Origin of the sequence: Pseudomonas graminis (genome assembly GCF_004364335.1) — a bacterium.
In the GTDB taxonomy this organism is placed as follows: Bacteria; Pseudomonadota; Gammaproteobacteria; order Pseudomonadales; family Pseudomonadaceae; genus Aquipseudomonas; species Aquipseudomonas graminis_D.
In genome coordinates, this window is sequence record NZ_SOCR01000001.1 from 203,607 (window position 1) to 219,187 (window position 15,581).

At 62.3% G+C, this 15,581-nt stretch carries 17 protein-coding genes; 7 read left to right on the forward strand and 10 right to left on the reverse strand.

Going from position 1 to position 15,581, the window contains the following annotated elements:
* Positions 1-55: 55 nt before the first annotated feature.
* Positions 56-682 carry a pyridoxamine 5'-phosphate oxidase family protein gene (locus EC919_RS00890; protein WP_133770320.1) on the reverse strand — a complete coding sequence of 209 codons (627 nt, stop codon included), beginning with the start codon at positions 680-682 and terminating at the stop codon, positions 56-58.
* A 164-nt stretch (positions 683-846) separates the two neighbouring features.
* Here EC919_RS00890 and EC919_RS00895 point away from each other — a divergent pair, with 164 nt between their 5' ends.
* Positions 847-1,047 (forward strand): DUF2986 domain-containing protein, encoded by a 201-nt coding sequence (locus EC919_RS00895; protein WP_133770322.1) that lies wholly within the window; start codon positions 847-849, stop codon positions 1,045-1,047.
* Positions 1,048-1,582: 535 nt separating this feature from the next.
* Here EC919_RS00895 and EC919_RS00900 read toward each other — a convergent pair.
* The 4 genes from EC919_RS00900 to EC919_RS00915 are packed head-to-tail and all read right to left on the reverse strand — an operon-like array spanning position 1,583 to position 5,180.
* Complete coding sequence (locus EC919_RS00900) at positions 1,583-3,103, reverse strand: ArnT family glycosyltransferase (protein WP_133770324.1); 1,521 nt, start codon at positions 3,101-3,103, stop codon at positions 1,583-1,585.
* Positions 3,104-3,106: 3 nt separating this feature from the next.
* Positions 3,107-3,385, reverse strand: a complete 279-nt coding sequence (locus EC919_RS00905) for a lipid-A-disaccharide synthase N-terminal domain-containing protein (protein WP_133770326.1) — start codon at positions 3,383-3,385, stop codon at positions 3,107-3,109.
* Positions 3,382-4,140: a glycosyltransferase family 2 protein gene (locus EC919_RS00910; protein ID WP_133770328.1), complete on the reverse strand. Its 759-nt coding sequence runs from the start codon at positions 4,138-4,140 to the stop codon at positions 3,382-3,384. The genes EC919_RS00905 and EC919_RS00910 overlap by 4 nt, the downstream gene beginning before the upstream one ends.
* The gene (locus tag EC919_RS00915; RefSeq protein WP_133770329.1) at positions 4,140-5,180 is read right to left on the reverse strand and encodes an NAD-dependent epimerase; all 1,041 of its coding nucleotides are present in this window, start codon (positions 5,178-5,180) and stop codon (positions 4,140-4,142) included. Before EC919_RS00915 ends, EC919_RS00910 begins: the two co-directional genes overlap by 1 nt.
* A 407-nt stretch (positions 5,181-5,587) precedes the next feature.
* Here EC919_RS00915 and EC919_RS00920 point away from each other — a divergent pair, with 407 nt between their 5' ends.
* The 4 genes from EC919_RS00920 (at position 5,588) to EC919_RS00935 (ending at position 10,997) form a co-directional block, all read left to right on the forward strand.
* Entirely contained in the window at positions 5,588-7,660 is a 2,073-nt protein-coding gene (locus EC919_RS00920) for a M10 family metallopeptidase C-terminal domain-containing protein (RefSeq protein WP_133770331.1), read from the forward strand.
* A gap of 154 nt (positions 7,661-7,814) precedes the next feature.
* On the forward strand, positions 7,815-9,125 hold the full coding sequence (locus tag EC919_RS00925; protein WP_133770333.1) for an ATP-binding protein: 1,311 nt from the start codon (positions 7,815-7,817) through the stop codon (positions 9,123-9,125).
* Between the two features lie 245 nt (positions 9,126-9,370).
* Positions 9,371-9,937: a manganese efflux pump MntP gene (gene mntP / locus EC919_RS00930; RefSeq protein WP_133770335.1), complete on the forward strand. Its 567-nt coding sequence runs from the start codon at positions 9,371-9,373 to the stop codon at positions 9,935-9,937.
* Between the two features lie 160 nt (positions 9,938-10,097).
* Positions 10,098-10,997 carry an MFS transporter gene (locus tag EC919_RS00935; protein ID WP_243842185.1) on the forward strand — a complete coding sequence of 300 codons (900 nt, stop codon included), beginning with the start codon at positions 10,098-10,100 and terminating at the stop codon, positions 10,995-10,997.
* 18 nt (positions 10,998-11,015) lie between these two features.
* On the opposite strand, the gene EC919_RS00940 is transcribed toward EC919_RS00935, so the two are convergent.
* From EC919_RS00940 to EC919_RS00950, 3 genes are read right to left on the reverse strand one after another with little or no spacing between them, the layout of a single operon-like run.
* Positions 11,016-12,014 carry a saccharopine dehydrogenase family protein gene (locus EC919_RS00940; RefSeq protein WP_133770337.1) on the reverse strand — a complete coding sequence of 333 codons (999 nt, stop codon included), beginning with the start codon at positions 12,012-12,014 and terminating at the stop codon, positions 11,016-11,018.
* Complete coding sequence (locus EC919_RS00945) at positions 12,011-12,412, reverse strand: VOC family protein (RefSeq protein ID WP_133770339.1); 402 nt, start codon at positions 12,410-12,412, stop codon at positions 12,011-12,013. The genes EC919_RS00940 and EC919_RS00945 overlap by 4 nt, the downstream gene beginning before the upstream one ends.
* A gap of 19 nt (positions 12,413-12,431) precedes the next feature.
* Positions 12,432-13,175, reverse strand: coding sequence for an SDR family NAD(P)-dependent oxidoreductase (locus EC919_RS00950; protein ID WP_133770341.1), 744 nt, complete (start codon positions 13,173-13,175; stop codon positions 12,432-12,434).
* A 137-nt stretch (positions 13,176-13,312) separates the two neighbouring features.
* Here EC919_RS00950 and EC919_RS00955 point away from each other — a divergent pair, with 137 nt between their 5' ends.
* Entirely contained in the window at positions 13,313-14,206 is an 894-nt protein-coding gene (locus EC919_RS00955) for an AraC family transcriptional regulator (protein ID WP_133770343.1), read from the forward strand.
* A 180-nt stretch (positions 14,207-14,386) separates the two neighbouring features.
* On the forward strand, positions 14,387-14,848 hold the full coding sequence (locus tag EC919_RS00960) for a GNAT family N-acetyltransferase (RefSeq protein ID WP_133770345.1): 462 nt from the start codon (positions 14,387-14,389) through the stop codon (positions 14,846-14,848).
* On the opposite strand, the gene EC919_RS00965 is transcribed toward EC919_RS00960, so the two are convergent.
* Entirely contained in the window at positions 14,845-15,351 is a 507-nt protein-coding gene (locus EC919_RS00965) for a DUF1835 domain-containing protein (protein WP_243842162.1), read from the reverse strand. The two genes, EC919_RS00960 and EC919_RS00965, sit on opposite strands and share 4 nt — an antisense overlap.
* A gap of 21 nt (positions 15,352-15,372) precedes the next feature.
* Entirely contained in the window at positions 15,373-15,528 is a 156-nt protein-coding gene (locus EC919_RS27315) for a hypothetical protein (protein WP_243842163.1), read from the reverse strand.
* Between the last annotated feature and the right edge of the window lie 53 nt (positions 15,529-15,581).

Here is a 15,581-nt window from a genome sequence, read left to right on the forward strand (position 1 = left end):
TTTCGGCAGCCATGTCCTGTGGCTGCCAATCTGCTGCTTCGGGTTTACCTGGTCGTCAGTACAACGTATTGGCGATCCGCCCCGGCAGCGCCTTGTCATACGCCTCACCGTCGATGGCTGCCTTCGAAACCTCTTTGAGAATCTGCCCGGCACTCGGCAACGCGCTGCGCAGTACTTGCCGGGACGCATCCCACAGCCCTGCCCTGATCACCGCTCGGCTGCACTGGAAATACACGCTGGTGACGGTGATTTGCAGCACCGATTTCGGCGGCTTCCCGTCCACGGCAAAACGCTCCAGCAGGTCGGGGTTGATGGATATCTGCGCCGTGCCGTTAACGCGCAAGGTTTCGCCGACGCCCGGGACGAGAAACAACAACGCGACGCGCGGGTCTTCGATGATGTTGCGCAGGGTATCGATGCGGTTATTGCCACGGCGATCGGGCAGATACAGCGTCTTGCTGTCTTCGATATGCACGAACCCCGGCTGATCGCCGCGCGGCGAGGCGTCCAGCCCACCTGCGCCCGACGAGGCGAGGATCACAAAGGAGGCCGCTTCGATGAACGGCCGGTAAACCGGGTGAATGTGGTCGACTTCCTTGATCAGGGATGGCGGTGCGATCGGACCATAGATCGCTTCCAGGGCCTGCACGGTTGTCAGATATGAGCTGTCTTCAACGTCCATCGTGAGCTCTCTGCAATGTCTTCGTGGCTGGACAGGCACAGCATGCCTTGATGCTTCGTGTCCGTTCGGGGCAATAGTGCCAGACACCTGTGGCAGATTGACCGGCGATCTGATTCACTGCCTGCCTTTTCACCGTCCAGCATCTGCACACCGGGTACACAGGCATGAACCGTCGCAAGAAACTTAACCAGATCCTCAGAGCCAACGCAAAGAAGGCGAGTGCCAAACTGGCACCGAAGAACAAGGATACCTACGTCAGCAAGGCCGACCGGTTGAAGCTGGCGGCTAAGGCCAGTGCTGAAGCCGGATCAGATTCCACAACCGAATCCGCACCCGGAGCGGCCAGCCCTTCCGAGCCGGTGTGAACGTCCTCAGTTTGCAGCGCCACTGCCGACGCCTTCCCGGCTAAAGCCAGTCCTACAGGTGCTCGCGGTGTTTCCGTAGGACCGGCTTCAGCCGGGAAGCCTTTGATCTGCTCTTGATCTTGATCTTGATGCACAGAAAGTTCAGACGCCTTCGTACGCCATCCATTTTCCAGTGTGGCTGCCGACGCCTTCCCGGCTAAAGCCAGTCCTACAGGTGCTCGCGGTGTTTCCGTGGGACCGGCTTCAGCCGGGAAGAGGCCAGTGCGGGCATCATCAATTTTGCAGTGTTAGTTCCGACGTCTTCCCGGCTAATGCCGCTTCCACAGAAAGCCCCGGCTTCAGCCGGGAATGGTCTTCGATCGCCGCCCGTACACGATCGGCATCGGCGGCAATCCGGTTCAGCACCTGCGCCGAGGGTGTCCCGACCGGCCCGGGTTTGATCGAGGATCTCAATGGGTGTTTTCAGCAGCGGTGATTGAATCACGGAGCCTCTGATCTGCCGCCCTCGAAAGACCGGCCCGCGTGCGCAACGGGCCTACAGCGCGTCAGAACCCCATGAGAAGCGATAAGCTCGCACAGGCGCGGGCGGCTCACAGCGACCATTGTCCGCCTCGGGCCCGACGATCCACCACTCCGCCCTCGACGTTGACCCCAACCGGCGAGCCTTGTCTGCCATGAAACAGTGCTCCAGTTCAGCGGCTGGCACCAAGGCGAATGCCGAAGGATGGGTGCGCAGCCAGAGCGCGGCGTGCTCGACGGCGGATTGATCGGCGAACCCGAAGTGCACCACCGGCTGGCGGGCGAACAACCAATGCCCTTCCCGCCAGCCGACCAGCACCAGTTCGGCGCCATCAGTCAGCCGGGCCGCTTCGCCCATCAGCACCTTGTGCGGATTGGGGCCGTCGGTGAACGGCTCGACGAAGCCACGGCCGAACCACAGGCAAAACCACGCCACCACCGCCACACCAAACACGGCGCGAGCCTTCGGGCGATCGCCAAACCAGCGTCGAAGCAGCCACGGAATCAGCGGCGCGGCGGCCAGCACCAGGCCTGGTAACGCAGGGAAGATGTAGATTTTGCGCTTGCCGGTGCTCAGGCAGAAAAACAGCACCACCAGGACCACCCAGCCCAGCAACAGCAAAATCCGGGCGTCGTGCTTTCGCAGTTGGCGACGCCAGGCGGGTACCAGCCACGGCAACGCCAGCACCAACGGCAGCCAGTACTGCGGGATGACGGTGAGGAAATACCAGAACGGTTCGCGGTGATCCCAGGCCGACGCGTAGCGGCCACCGGTCTGGTGAAACAGGATTTCCTTCAGGTACGCCACTTCGTCAGGGCCACCCTTGAGCCACACAGTGACAAGCAGCGGCACCAGCCAGACCGCACAACCCGCCAGCACCCCCAGAAAACCGGCCGCCCAGCGAAGCCCCTGCCCCGGCATGACGGCCACACCCGGCCAGCCCTTTCGCACGGCATAACCGTAGGGCACCAGCATCAACGCCGGCAGAAAACCGACCCCCTTGCTGATGATGCCCAGGCCCATGGCCAGACACCCGAGGTAGAACCAGCCCCACGCCGGCCCCAGCAGAAGATGCCGGACCATGCCGTAGAAGCCGAGCGCGACCCACAGGCACAGGAAGCTGTCGATCTGGCCGGTGCGCAGAATGCTGTAGGTCTGGTAAGTCGCCAGAAACAGCAGCGCAGCAATGCGCCCCACTCTGCGGGACCACAGGCGACGGCCCAAGTCGTACAACACCGCCGTGGAGGTCGCCGCCGAGAGCAGGCCCGGGATGAAGAGTGCCAGCGACGGCGAGCCGGTCAGCCAGGTGAAAAACGCCACCGTCCACATGAACAAGGGCGGCTTGTCGCCGTAGATTTCGCCGGCCCGATGGGGGATCAGCCAACTGCCACTGTGCAGCATCTCCAGTGCTACGCCCAGGAACCTTTCTTCGTCGACATTAAGCGGCTGCCTGATGCCAAAGCCTGCGCCGACCAGCAGCAGGGACAGCGCCACCAGCGCCAGGCATTGCCACGCGGGAGATTGAAAACGTCCCACCGGCTATTCCTTCAGGTCTTTGTGTTTGGCAATCAGCTGCAGGTTGCGCAGGTAAACCAGAAAGCCAAACGACTGGCCAATGATGAACACCGGGTCTTCGCGGTAGATGGCATAGATCAGCAGCAATGCGCTGCCGAGCATGCTCAGGTACCAGAACCCCACCGGAATCACGCTGCGCTTCTTGATTTCGCTGTACAGCCACTGCAAGACGAAACGGCCGGTGAAGACCGCCTGACCGAGAAATCCCACCGCAAGCCAGAGCGTTTCGCGGGTGAAATTCATCCGTTCATCTCCTCGGGCCGGGTGTTGAGTCGGGTGCGGCGCACCAGCCACCAGACCCCGAACAAGTCGAGGATGCCGACCAGCGCCCGGTCGAGGTTGCCGTAGTTGGAAACGCCGGCCTGCCGATGCCGATGGTGAACCGGATGGACGATCATTCGGCCGTGATGGCGCTGGATCAACGCGGGGATGAAGCGGTGCATGTGATCGAAATAAGGCAGTCGCAGAAACGCCGCTCGCTGGATCAGCTTCAGCCCGCAGCCCGTATCAGGCGTCGCGTCCTTGAGCAGGCGGCTGCGCAAGCCATTGGCGAAGCGGGACGCCCAGCGCTTGCTGGCGGTGTCCCGGCGGTTGACGCGGTGCCCCGCCACCAAGGTCAGCGGCTCAAGTGGGTTCTGGTCGTTGCCCTCTCCTGCATGGCGCACCAGCGTCAGCATGCCGGGCAAATCGGCGGGGTCGTTCTGGCCGTCACCGTCCAGCGTCGCCAGCCACTCACCGCGCGCGGCGTGGGCGGCATGCCAGATCGATGTGCTCTGCCCGAGGGAAACCCCGTGGTGCAGGATCCGCAGCGGTTCGTAGCCCTCGGCCTTGATCTGCTGCAGCACACGCAGCGTGTCGTCGGTGCTGCCGTCGTCGACCACCAGCACCTCGTAGCGCTCACCGGCCAACGCGGTGCGTACTTCATTGAGCAATGAAGGCAGGTTTTGCGCTTCATTCTTTGCCGGGATCAACACCGACACAAACAGCGATTCACTCATCACGCCCACCGCGCCTCTTGTTTTGATTGTCTGGCCTGTTTTGCCTGTCTGGCCTGCTGGCCTTGTTTGCAGGGGTAGAAATCGCGATACCAGCGCACGAATTCAGCCACGCCCTGCTCCAGCCCGACCTGGGGACTGAAGTCGATCCATCTCGCCAGGCCGGCAACGTCGGCCCAGGTTTGCAGCACGTCACCCGGCTGAAGCGGCAGATAGTTGCGCTTGGCCTGAATCCCCAACGCCGATTCCAGGCACTGCACGAAGTCGAGAAGCTTTACCGGCGCCCCTCGGCCGATGTTGAAAAGCTGACACGGCGCCGCCTCTCCCGTGAGCGGCGGTGGCCGGGGCAACAGCCGGTTCATCGACTCGATGATGTCGTCGATGTAGGTGAAATCCCGCGCCATCTCGCCGTCGTTGTAGATATCGATGGGCTCGCCGTTGAGGATGGCCCGGGTGAATTTGAACAGCGCCATGTCCGGGCGCCCCCACGGCCCGTAGACGGTAAAAAACCTCAGGCCCGTCGCCGGAATCCGGTACAGATGCGAATAGCTGTAGGCCATCAGCTCATTGGCACGCTTGGTCGCGGCATACAGCGAAACGGGTTGTTCAACGGCGTCTTCCACCGCAAACGGCATCTTGGTATTGGCGCCGTACACCGAACTGCTCGACGCATAAACGAGGTGCTTTACGGGGTACGTCCGGCAGGCTTCGAGCACGTTGAGAAACCCGACCAGATTGGCGTCGGCGTACACGCCCGGGTTGTCGATGGAATACCGAACCCCCGCCTGCGCCGCCAGATGAATGACCTCGCTGAAGCCCCACGCGATGAAGAGGCCAAGCAAAGCGTTTGGATCGACGATGTCGATTTGCTGGAATTGAAAGGACGGGAAGTGTTCAAGCTGGGCCAGTCGGGCACGCTTGAGGTCAACGCTGTAGTAATCGTTGAGGTTGTCGATGCCCACCACGTGAACGCCCTGGCGGCACAAGGTTCTGGCCATGTGAAAGCCGATGAACCCGGCAACCCCGGTGACCAGCACCGTCATTGGGCTACCGCCTGGCGGCGATCAGCCTGGGTCAGTCGTGCGAATCCTGCGCTTAAGACGGTGACATTCATTTCATGAGTCCTTTTACAGAACCAGCCAGCCGCCCGGAATCCCTGGAGCGGCTGTCTGACTCTGTCGGATGCTTGATCAAGCGACATGAAACTGTGTCACAGCAATATTTAAGCAATGTGAAGGTGACCGCCGCAGCCCGACGTGATTTCGCGCAAGACGTTTGACGAGCACGGCGCAGACCCGTCAGGCGATCCACTTTTCAAGTGGAGCGCTGACAGCCTTGGACCGACAAAGCGAAATCGGTCGCATTTATTGACGCTTCCATGGTCAACCTCACTGGGTCATTCCCGCACGCCGTCAAATCCCGTCAAGCTCCATGTCAAAAGGACAATGTCATGGCTTCAACCGACAGCAAGGCCACCATCAATTACACCGTCCGCACCGGCCCAGGCACCGTGCAGGTGGACCCCTCCACGGGGGGCGATCAGACCTGGAGCATCATTCTCCAGCCTGACGGCAAGATCCTCGTTGGCGGCGAAAGCTTCCAGACCACCATTGGTTACCCGGGCTCGCCGGGCGATGAAAGCTATGGCACGCGCGGCAGCTTCACGGCGGTGCGCCTCAACACTGACGGCAGCCTGGACACCACGTTCAGCCAGGACGGGGTTGCCCTCGTGCCCGGCAACCTGGATCCGGAAGACGATGCCGACTATGTCATGGCGGTGCAGGCCGACGGCAAAGTGCTCGCAGCGCAGCCGGGGCTTGGCGGTTTAAAAGTCGAACGCTTTAATCTGGACGGCACCCTGGACACCACCTTCGGCCACGACGGCGCCGCAGCAGTGGTCCCGCCCTTCAGCTACGACGGCCTGGCGATGTATGCGACAGCAGACGGCTCGGTGTACGTCAGCCTTCGTGGCACGTCCCAAGCGATCGTGTTCAAGCTGGACGGCACCGGGGCGCCGGTCGAGGATTTCGCTGCCGACGGCGCACTTGTCCTCAACCCGACCGGGCGTTACGGCACCGGCAATATCGCCACCGTTGTGCAGCATGACGGCAGCGTACTGCTCGGCAGTTGGCTGTACGTGGGCTCAGACGGCCCCCACGACCCGGGCGATCCGGTCTATGCCGTTCAGCGACTTGCAGCCGACGGCAACCTGGATACCGCGTTTGGCGTGGACGGCGTGGTGTACTTCGATACCGCGCTGGGGCTGGACTACCGCGCTGCAATCACCGTACAAGCCGATGGCAAGATCATCATTGCCGGCGAGAGTCACGACAGTACCGCCTTCAACGTACTGCGGCTGAATGCGGACGGTTCCTTCGACACCTCCTTTAGCGGTGATGGCAAGCTCACCCTTCAGGTGCCCCAGGGCGACTCCGCCTATGCCCACTCGGCAATCGTTCAGCCCGATGGCAAAATCCTGATCGCCGGCGATGTGATCACCCGACTGAACGCCGATGGCAGCCTGGACACCACCTTTGGCAGCCAGGACGGGCAATTCCATGTGGAGGGCTCCAGCGAGGCCAATCACCTGATCGGCAATGATACGGCCGAGATCATTCGCGGCCTGGGCGGTGACGATCTGCTGCAGGGCGCGGGTGGCCGTGACGTGCTGACAGGCGGGACGGGTGCAGACATTTTCCGTTTCAGCCAGATCAGCGACAGCTACCGCACCGCTACGGAAACCGGCAGCGACCGGATTCTAGACTTCGACGCCTCCCAGGACCGGGTAGACCTGATCGCGTTGGGATTCACCGGCATTGGCGACGGCCACAATGGCACGCTGGCCATCCAGGCCAACGCTGACGGCACCCGCACTTACCTGAAAAGTTTCGAGGCCAATGCCGACGGGCAGCGCTTTGAACTGGCGCTCGAAGGCAACCTGACGGGGCAGTTGAACAGCACCAACCTGGTGTTCACGGCGCCCACCGTCGAAGGGACGGCTGGCAAGGACTTGATCACGGGGAGTGCCATGTCGGAGGTCATCTACGGCCTGGCCGGTAACGACCGTATTGATGGCGGCAGAGGCTCGGATGTGATCATCGGCGGCGCGGGGGCCGACCTGCTGAGCGGCGGCGACGACCCGAACCTTTCAGTCTATGGGCGCAATGGCATCAATGACGCTGACGTGTTCCGCTACACGGCAGCCACTGACAGCTACCGCACGGACAGCCAGAGCTTCGTGGACCTGATTGTCCGGTTCGCCGACAACAACGACAAGATCGACGTGTCGGCGTTGGGTTACACAGGTTTCGGAGACGGTACCGGGACCACACTGAAGATGGTCTATAACCAAGACCTGGACCGCACCTACCTGAAGGATGTGGAACCGGACGCTCAGGGCCATCGGTTCGAAATCGGGCTCACCGGCGACTGGACCCAGGACCTTCGCAATGCTGACATGATCTTCGCCCCGACGAATGAGGTAACCCTGGTGGGCATGGCAAGTGAGGTTATCCATGTCTGACAGGCCTGGCCCGGAGAATCGGGTGATCGGGTCACCTGACGGCGCTTTGACAATTCCCTCTACTGCGGCGACTGGTCAACAGACCGCCGCCCTTGCCGGGCAACTGGCCACAGCGCATGATGCGCAATTATTTATTTCCCAACGCAGACTATCGATGGCCCACCATCCCGCCCCATTTCCTTTCAACGAGGAAGAGCGCGCCCTGTCGCTCGAGCACCTGGATGTGCTGGACTCTGCCAGTGAGAAGGCATTCGACGACATCGTCCTGCTGGCCACCACCTTGTGCGACGCGCCCATTGCGCTGGTGTCGCTGGTGGATCGGGATCGCCAGTGGTTCAAGGCCTGCGTGGGCCTCGGGGTGCAGGAAACCCACCGGGACCTGGCGTTCTGCGGCCATGCGATTCTTGATCCCGCGCAGGTGCTGGTCGTCGAAGACGCGGCCTTGGACCCTCGCTTTGCCTACAGCCCTCTGGTGCTCGGCCCGCCCTACATACGTTTCTACGCAGGCGCGCCCATTATTACGGACAGCGGCCTCGCACTGGGCACCGTCTGCGTGATCGATACGCAACCCCGGCAGCTGAGCGAACGCCAATACCTTGCCTTGCAGGCATTGGCCCGGCAGGCGGCGGCGTTGCTGGAAGCCCGATTGCTCAGCAAGCAACGTGCCCAGCAACTGGCGCGCTTTCAGGAACAATTCACCCAAGCCGAGCAAAATCCGGGCGAGGTCACGCCCCTGCTGCAGAACGAACGCTGCATTTCGTCGCTGGGCATGCTTACCGCGAGCATTGCCCATGACTTCAACAATTTGCTGCAAAGCGTCAGCGCCGCGTTTCAGATGACCCGCCTGCGGTCCCGGCGACCAGTAGACGTTGAGCGTTTCGCCGAAACCGGTCTGCAAGCCGTTGAGCAAGGCCGGCAGCTCATCAGTTATTTGATGTCCAGCGTGCGCGGTGACGGGCCTGAACTGATTTGCATCGATGTCACCGCACGCCTTCACGCAGCGCAGCCGCTGATGCGCCACTCGATGAGCGAAGGCATCGATCTTGATTTCGATCTGGCGGAATGGGGCTGGGGCGTCCTCTGTGTCGAAGCCCAACTCCACGCAGTCGTGATGAACCTGCTCAGCAATGCCCGTGATGCGTTGAAGGGTTCCGGCCAGGTTCGTGTGTCCACCCGCTGGGTGCATGTGGAGGATGATCTGTCGCTGCAACAGGGCGACTACCTCGTGGTCAGCGTCAGCGACAACGGCCCTGGCATGACTGCCGTGGTCGCGCGTCAGGTGTTCGAGCCTTTCTTCACCACCAAAGCGACAGGCGAAGGCACAGGGCTAGGGCTGGCTCAGGTAAAAGATTTCGCGATCAAATCGGGCGGTGACGCCCGCATCGAAACGGCGCCCGGGGCGGGTACGACAGTGAGCCTGTACTTGAGAATCCTGGGGTGTATCGCGACGTCGGAAGCGGGTTAAGCGCAAAGCTGACTCGCTGAAACACAGGGTGAGTCGACATTTTTTTTACATTCACGGGTTATAGTAGCGGCCCTTGTTGGGGAGTAGCCTGCTCTGGACCCCGTGTCACAGAGCGTTCGTGTCAACATTCTCGGCGGCCTGCCGTGGCACGAACACCTTCGGGTTGGCGAGACCAACGATGCATCCATGCCTAAAGTCGGGCGTGTGGTTGCGTCGTTGACTCATAGCCCGACTGGAACATAACCGTGAACCCGATTTCCCTCATTCTTCTGGCTTTGGCCATGTCCACGGACGCTTTCGCAGCGGCCATCGGTAAAGGCGCGAGCCTGCACAAACCTCGTTTGATAGAAGCGCTGCGCACCGGCATTATCTTTGGCGTGATTGAGGGCATTACGCCCCTGATCGGCTGGCTCATTGGCCAGGCCGCCACAGCCTACGTCCAGAACTGGGATCACTGGATCGCCTTCACGCTCTTGCTGATCCTCGGCGTGCACATGATCTACAACGGCCTCAAGCACGAAGAGGCCGAAGAAGAAAAGCCCAACCAGCACTCCTTCCTGATATTGGCCGTGACCGCCTTCGCCACCAGCATTGACGCGCTGGCCGTGGGCGTTGGCCTGGCCTTCGTCAACGTCAATATCCTGATCGCTGCCGCCGCCATCGGTGTCGCCACGACGATCATGGTCACCATCGGCGTGATGCTGGGCCGCGTGCTCGGGACCGTGGTGGGCAAACGCGCTGAAATCATCGGCGGCATTGTGCTGATGCTGGTCGGCGCGACGATCCTGTACGAGCATCTGTCGGCGGCGTGATCACGGGACGACAATGCCCGCGCTTACAGACTGTCGGGTCGGGCGCGGGCCATATTGGCCTCCAGATCGTCCAGCGCTTGCGGGTGGTCCTCTCGCCAGCAGTAGAGCATTTCGACTGCCTGAGCGAACGTCTGGCCTAGCGGGGTCAGTCCACTTGACGGTGAACAGCCCCATCACCCTGCGCGGGGCGCAACGGGCGTCAAACACCAGCGGCGACTCCGAACTGGTAGCGCCCAACCGCCGGACCAGTGCCATCGCCTTCATGTTCAGCGGCCTGACGCTCGCCAACCTCGTCGGCACCCCCGCCGGTACGTGGCTGGGGCAAATGGTGTCTTGGCGCGCGACCTTCATGGCGATCACCGTCATCGGCGTGGTAGCCATGCTGGCCGTGGCCTTGCTGGTGCCCAAGGGCAAGCCGCATCCGGTGCCGAGCCTGCGACGCGAGCTGTCCGCGTTCGTCAATGTGCACGTGCTGCTTGCCATGGGCATCACGGTGCTGGGTCCTGCGGCCTTCTTTACGGCGATCACCTACATCTCGCCGATGATGACGGAGCTGACGGGGTACTCGAACAACGGCGTGACGGGCATTCTCTTTCTGTTTGGCCTGGGCCTGTTCATCGGTAACCTGCTCGGAGGCAAGCTGGCGGACCGGGCATTGATGCCGCTGCTGTATGCCACGCTGGCGGGACAGGCACTGGTGCTGTTCGCGTTCTTCTTCGTGGTGGAAAGTCGTGTGGCATCGGCCATTTGTGTATTGCTGATGGCGGGCTTCGGCTTTGCCAGCGTGGCGCCCATCCAGCGGCTGGTGATGGACAAGGCCCGCGCGGCAGGCGCCCCCAACCTTGCTGCTTCCGTGAACATCGGCTTGTTCAACCTGGGTAACGCGATCGGCGCCTGGCTTGGCGGCTGGGTCATCGCCTTGGGGTTTGGTTTCGCCGCGCCCAACTGGGTGGGCGGCATTCTCTCGACGTTCGCCTTGCTGTTGGCCATCGCCTCGGGCTGGCTCACGGTCGCTCACGGGGTCAAACGAAACGCCGCACTGCCCTGCGCAGCGAACTGAGCTGCGCCGCCGGCAGTTTCATGACCGCCACTGCCTGGCCGGCAGGTCGGTGATGGCCGTACCCGCGATGCTCAGTGCAAACCCGCCGCCGAACACCTGCGACGGCGCCGCGAAACCTGGCCGCCGCTCTCCGCCCAATACGCGGCGGGCGGCTTCAACCGCAGCGAGTGGCGTGTAGGTGTAGCCGTTGACGGTTTCGATGACCGACCGCGCCATCGAGCCATCGGCGCCCATTATCTCAACCGCCGCCCGGGCGCGATGGGTGTCGCGCTCAGCAGCATCGGGGCCATCGGGAAGCAGTGAAAGGTCGCCCTCCGGAAACGCTTCGCCCGAGAGGTGCACATACATCGTGATGTCGGGAATGGCGGTCGCATGCCACGCCGTCACCAGATCCCCGAAGGACAGCGGCGCACAGAGCAGTGGTCCCTGACCGAAATCAAACTGACGGGGCTGTGCATCAGGCGTTGCGACAAGTTCGCCCTTGACCCTCGCGAGCACCCCGGCGCCGATGATTTCGCTGACACTCATGGCGGAGCCCCGAGACATCGAGCCCGGGACCTGCAGCGCGATACTCAGCGAGCGCGGTTGGTTAACGCGCCTGGCGACATGCACCGCCAGCGAGTCCGTCGGGACGACATCCCAGCCGACGCCAGGCAGCAACATCACCTCGTGTGCCGCCGCTTCGGCGCCCAGTTGCTCGGCCAACCGGTACACGTTGATCTCCGCCGTAATGTCCAGATAGTCCACCCCGGCGAGGATGCAGGCGCGCATCAGAGGTCCGGCCGTGTGCGCAAACGGCCCGGCGAAGTTGAGCAAAACCGAGATCCCTGACAGCGAAGCGGCGGCATTGGCGTCGGCACCGAACACCCGATAAGGCACGTCTAGTTGTGCAGCCAGTGCTTCGAGGCGCTGATGATTGCGCCCGGCGATTTCGAACGCCAGCCCTTGGGCTTTCGCGCGCTCGGCGGCCATGCGCCCGGTGTAACCCGTGGCGCCATAGATCAGAAGGATGCTCATTGGCCGTGCTGCCATTTTTTGTAGACGAATTCGAGATTGTAGCCATCCGGGTCCAGCACATTGGCAGCGTAGTAATCGGGGTCGTAGTGCAAGCGTGCGCCCGGCGCGCCATTGTCCACCGCGCCGTGATTCATGGCGGCGGCGTAGGCGGCGTCTACTTCAGCCTGGCTGTTGGCGACGAAGCCGACGTGGACAGCGCGTCCTTCGACAACCCCTTCACGTAGCCAGAAAAACACCCGGCCGTTGGCGCCGAAGCCTTTCAGGTCAGGGTGCCCAGGCGGGCCGTCCCTGCCGTCGTAGTCCAGCCGTGACGTAATACCCAGTTCCCTCAACGCTGCGTCGTAGAAGCGGACGGAACGCGGGATGTCGCTCACTGACAGAAAAATATGATCCAGCATTCTGAAAACCCTCCCGTGGTCAGATGTTGTAGCCGCCGGCGACTTCAAGGGTCTGGGCATTGATCCAGCCGCTCTCGTCGGACAGCAGCATGGCAATCACCCGGCCAACGTCTTCCGGTTCGCCCACTCTGCCGAGCGCTGTTTGAGCCGCCAGCATCGCTTCGAACTCATCGTTGAGGCCGCCACCCAGTTCTGTGCGGATGGCCCCCGGTGATACCGCATTGGCACGAATTCGCCGCTCGCCGAATTCCTTGGCCATGTAGCGGGTCAGCACCTCAAGGCCGCCCTTGAACGCGGCGTAGGGTGCGACGCCTGCGGTGGCCACTCGCGTGGTGGCGCTGGTGAGATTGACGATGCTGGCGTTCTCGGCCAGTAACGGCAGCAGCGCTTGAGTCAGGAAGAACGGACCTTTGAGGTGTACATTGAAAAGCCCGTCGAACTGCGCTTCGCTGACCGTCGCCAATGGGTTGAACAGGCCGTAGCCGGCGTTGTTGACCAGGCCACTCAGCGTGTCTGTCGCCCAGATTTCACCCAGCGCACTGACCACCGATTCGCGAAACGCCGCGAAGCTGCCGACGTCAGACACGTCGAGTTTCAGCGCAACGGCTTTACCACCGGCGTGTGCAATGCGTTCGACGACCGACGCCGCGGCCTGAGGGTGGGCGTTGTAAGTCAGGATGACCCCCATCCCCCGCTTCGCCGCATGTTCGGCTGCACTTGCACCAATCCCGCGGCTGCCGCCTGTAATCACGATAACGCCCATGCCGTGTTCCTCTGTGATTCGAATGTGGCTCCACAGTACCCACCACAGCGTTCAAGGACGTGTCCGTTCCTGCTCCAAACCTGTCCGTTTCTGCTTTTCCCTTGCGTGGGATGACGCTCAGCCTCAGCATGCTGCCCATGGAAAAACAACTGAATGAACTCAGACTGCTTGCCGCCGGTGCTGAGAACCGTCGCACCGAAACGGGCATTCCCCGGGTGGCCATGGTCCAGGGCAAAGTCCCCGAGCACCTGCTGGCGGCGGTCTATGACCCGATGATCAACGTGATCTTGCAGGGCAGCAAAAGCATGACCGTGGGAAATCGTACGCTCAGGTACGACCCGGCCACCTATTTTGTGATGTCCATCGATCTGCCTGCAGTGGGTTCTGTGCATCCGGCCGAAACGGGCGAGCCTTATCTGGCGGTCAGCCTGACGCTGGACCCGGCCGTGCTCGCCACGCTGTTCGCCGACCTGCCCAAACCTGCCGGCCGCGCTGAACAGGATGCGGGGTTTTCCGTCGCATTGATGACAGATGACCTCATGGATGCCTGGGTGCGAATGCTGCGGCTGATGGGCGACCCGGATGCCATCGCCGCCCTCGCCCCGGTCTATGAACGGGAAATCATCTTCCGCGTGCTCCAGGGCCCGCTCGGCTGGATGTTGCGCGAAATCGCCGCGCCGGACAGCGCGATGGCCCGGGTCAACATGGCCATCCAGTGGATCCGCCGTGACTTCGCTCAACCCTTGGGGGTGGAGCGGCTGGCAGAGCATGCTTCAATGAGCGTCTCGGCGTTTCATCGACATTTCAAGGCGGTCACCCACCTGAGCCCTTTGCAGTACCAGAAGCGGGTTCGCCTGCTGCAGGCCAGAACGCTGATGGTCGCCAACGCCAGGAGCGTCATGGCGGCCGCGTTCGAGGTGGGCTATGAGAGCGCCACCCAGTTCAGTCGTGATTACGCCCGGGTGTTCGGGCTTCCTCCGGCGCGGGATGCCGGCAGGATCCTCAAAGATACCGGCGTGGTCGGGCGGTGAAGGCACAGACACGAATATATGCAGTCAAGAAAAATTCGGCAAAACGGCCCAAACTCAAGATTTTCCGGGTGAGCTGAAGGAAAATTGCGCGGCCATGGCCGCAATCAAGGCATTGCCCTATTACTTCGAGAGCTCGTGTCAGAAGGCAGGAGTTTTCAGTTTTCTCAGGAGCGCAGCCCCATGAACCGCCTGATCCGCAAGGCAACGGACAAGGATGCCAACGCGATCAGCCACGTCATTGTGGCCACCCTGCGCGAGTCCAATAGCCAGGACTATTCTGCCGCCGTCATCGCCCAGGTGGAGCTGAGTTTTTCCCCGTCGGCGATCCTGCGTTTGCTGGCGCAGCGGCAGGTGTACGTGGCCAGCCTCGGCGAAGAGATCATTGCCACGGCGAGCCTTGATCAAGCCACGGTCCGCAGCGTATTCGTCGCACCCGCATACCAAGGCCAGGGGGCCGGGCGCGCGTTGATGGCGGCCGTGGAATCGGCCGCCACCACCCACGGCGTCAGTCAGTTGCGTGTGCCCTCTTCCATCACGGCCGAGGGCTTCTACCGGTCACTGGGCTACTCGGCAATTCGGGATGAATACCATGGCGAGGAGCGGACGATCATCATGGAGAAGTCGCTGACCTCTCCGTCCTAGTCAGCGGCGCCACACCCGCCCTTCTTCGTTGGCCACCCAGGGCGAGCGATCGGCAACAATCTGCACACCGCCGACCCAGCGCTGCGCAGACTCGCCAGCAAGCGCACCAGAAACAGCTGATCGTAGGCATCGGCCTCGCACCACAGCACCAGTTCACTGTCGGCATTCAGGCGGGCCAAGGCACGACGCTGAACCGCCTGGCGCTGCCCGGCATCACCGGCTGACAAGCCGAAGGCGTGTTGGGCAAACGCAGCGCGCACCGCCCAATAGTCATCGTCGGGCAGTGCCGGTACCGGGCCCATGACCATGGGGTCGTCGAACATCTGGAACGAGCCTGCGAAGCCGGCAACGCGCAAGCTGCGCTCGATGTCGTTGCCGCAGCGCCAGTGCTGAACGCTTGCCTCACCCGTCGCCGCGAAATCCGGATGGCGGGTGGCAAACGCGACGGCATCGGCGTGGGCGATCAATTTGGGCCAACTGGCAAACCCGGCCTCGCGGGCCACCAGCCATTGGGTGTCGGCGAGTCAATAATCGGGGCCAGGGAGACCCATCGCGCGCAGTTGCGACCGGGCGTCTTCCGATTCATCGTTTTTCAGGGCTTTGAGCAGACGTTTTGCGCGCTTGCGCAACGCTGGTGCATCGAGCAGACCGTGTTGACGGGACGCATTCGTGGCAGGCATGCCAACTCCTTACAGGGCTCGGTCCGCCGACAAGCCGGGAGCTGGAATGAATG

Excerpts from the sequence above, each read along its gene's own strand:
- EC919_RS00890 (WP_133770320.1), bottom strand. The coding sequence starts at position 682 with ATGGACGTTGAAGACAGCTCATATCTGACAACCGTGCAGGCCCTGGAA.
- EC919_RS00895 (WP_133770322.1), top strand. The coding sequence starts at position 847 with ATGAACCGTCGCAAGAAACTTAACCAGATCCTCAGAGCCAACGCAAAG.
- EC919_RS00905 (WP_133770326.1), bottom strand. The coding sequence starts at position 3,385 with ATGAATTTCACCCGCGAAACGCTCTGGCTTGCGGTGGGATTTCTCGGT.
- EC919_RS00910 (WP_133770328.1), bottom strand. The coding sequence starts at position 4,140 with ATGAGTGAATCGCTGTTTGTGTCGGTGTTGATCCCGGCAAAGAATGAA.
- EC919_RS00915 (WP_133770329.1), bottom strand. The coding sequence starts at position 5,180 with ATGACGGTGCTGGTCACCGGGGTTGCCGGGTTCATCGGCTTTCACATG.
- EC919_RS00920 (WP_133770331.1), top strand. The coding sequence starts at position 5,588 with ATGGCTTCAACCGACAGCAAGGCCACCATCAATTACACCGTCCGCACC.
- EC919_RS00925 (WP_133770333.1), top strand. The coding sequence starts at position 7,815 with ATGGCCCACCATCCCGCCCCATTTCCTTTCAACGAGGAAGAGCGCGCC.
- EC919_RS00940 (WP_133770337.1), bottom strand. The coding sequence starts at position 12,014 with ATGAGCATCCTTCTGATCTATGGCGCCACGGGTTACACCGGGCGCATG.
- EC919_RS00945 (WP_133770339.1), bottom strand. The coding sequence starts at position 12,412 with ATGCTGGATCATATTTTTCTGTCAGTGAGCGACATCCCGCGTTCCGTC.
- EC919_RS00950 (WP_133770341.1), bottom strand. The coding sequence starts at position 13,175 with ATGGGCGTTATCGTGATTACAGGCGGCAGCCGCGGGATTGGTGCAAGT.
- EC919_RS00955 (WP_133770343.1), top strand. The coding sequence starts at position 13,313 with ATGGAAAAACAACTGAATGAACTCAGACTGCTTGCCGCCGGTGCTGAG.
- EC919_RS00960 (WP_133770345.1), top strand. The coding sequence starts at position 14,387 with ATGAACCGCCTGATCCGCAAGGCAACGGACAAGGATGCCAACGCGATC.
- EC919_RS27315 (WP_243842163.1), bottom strand. The coding sequence starts at position 15,528 with ATGCCTGCCACGAATGCGTCCCGTCAACACGGTCTGCTCGATGCACCA.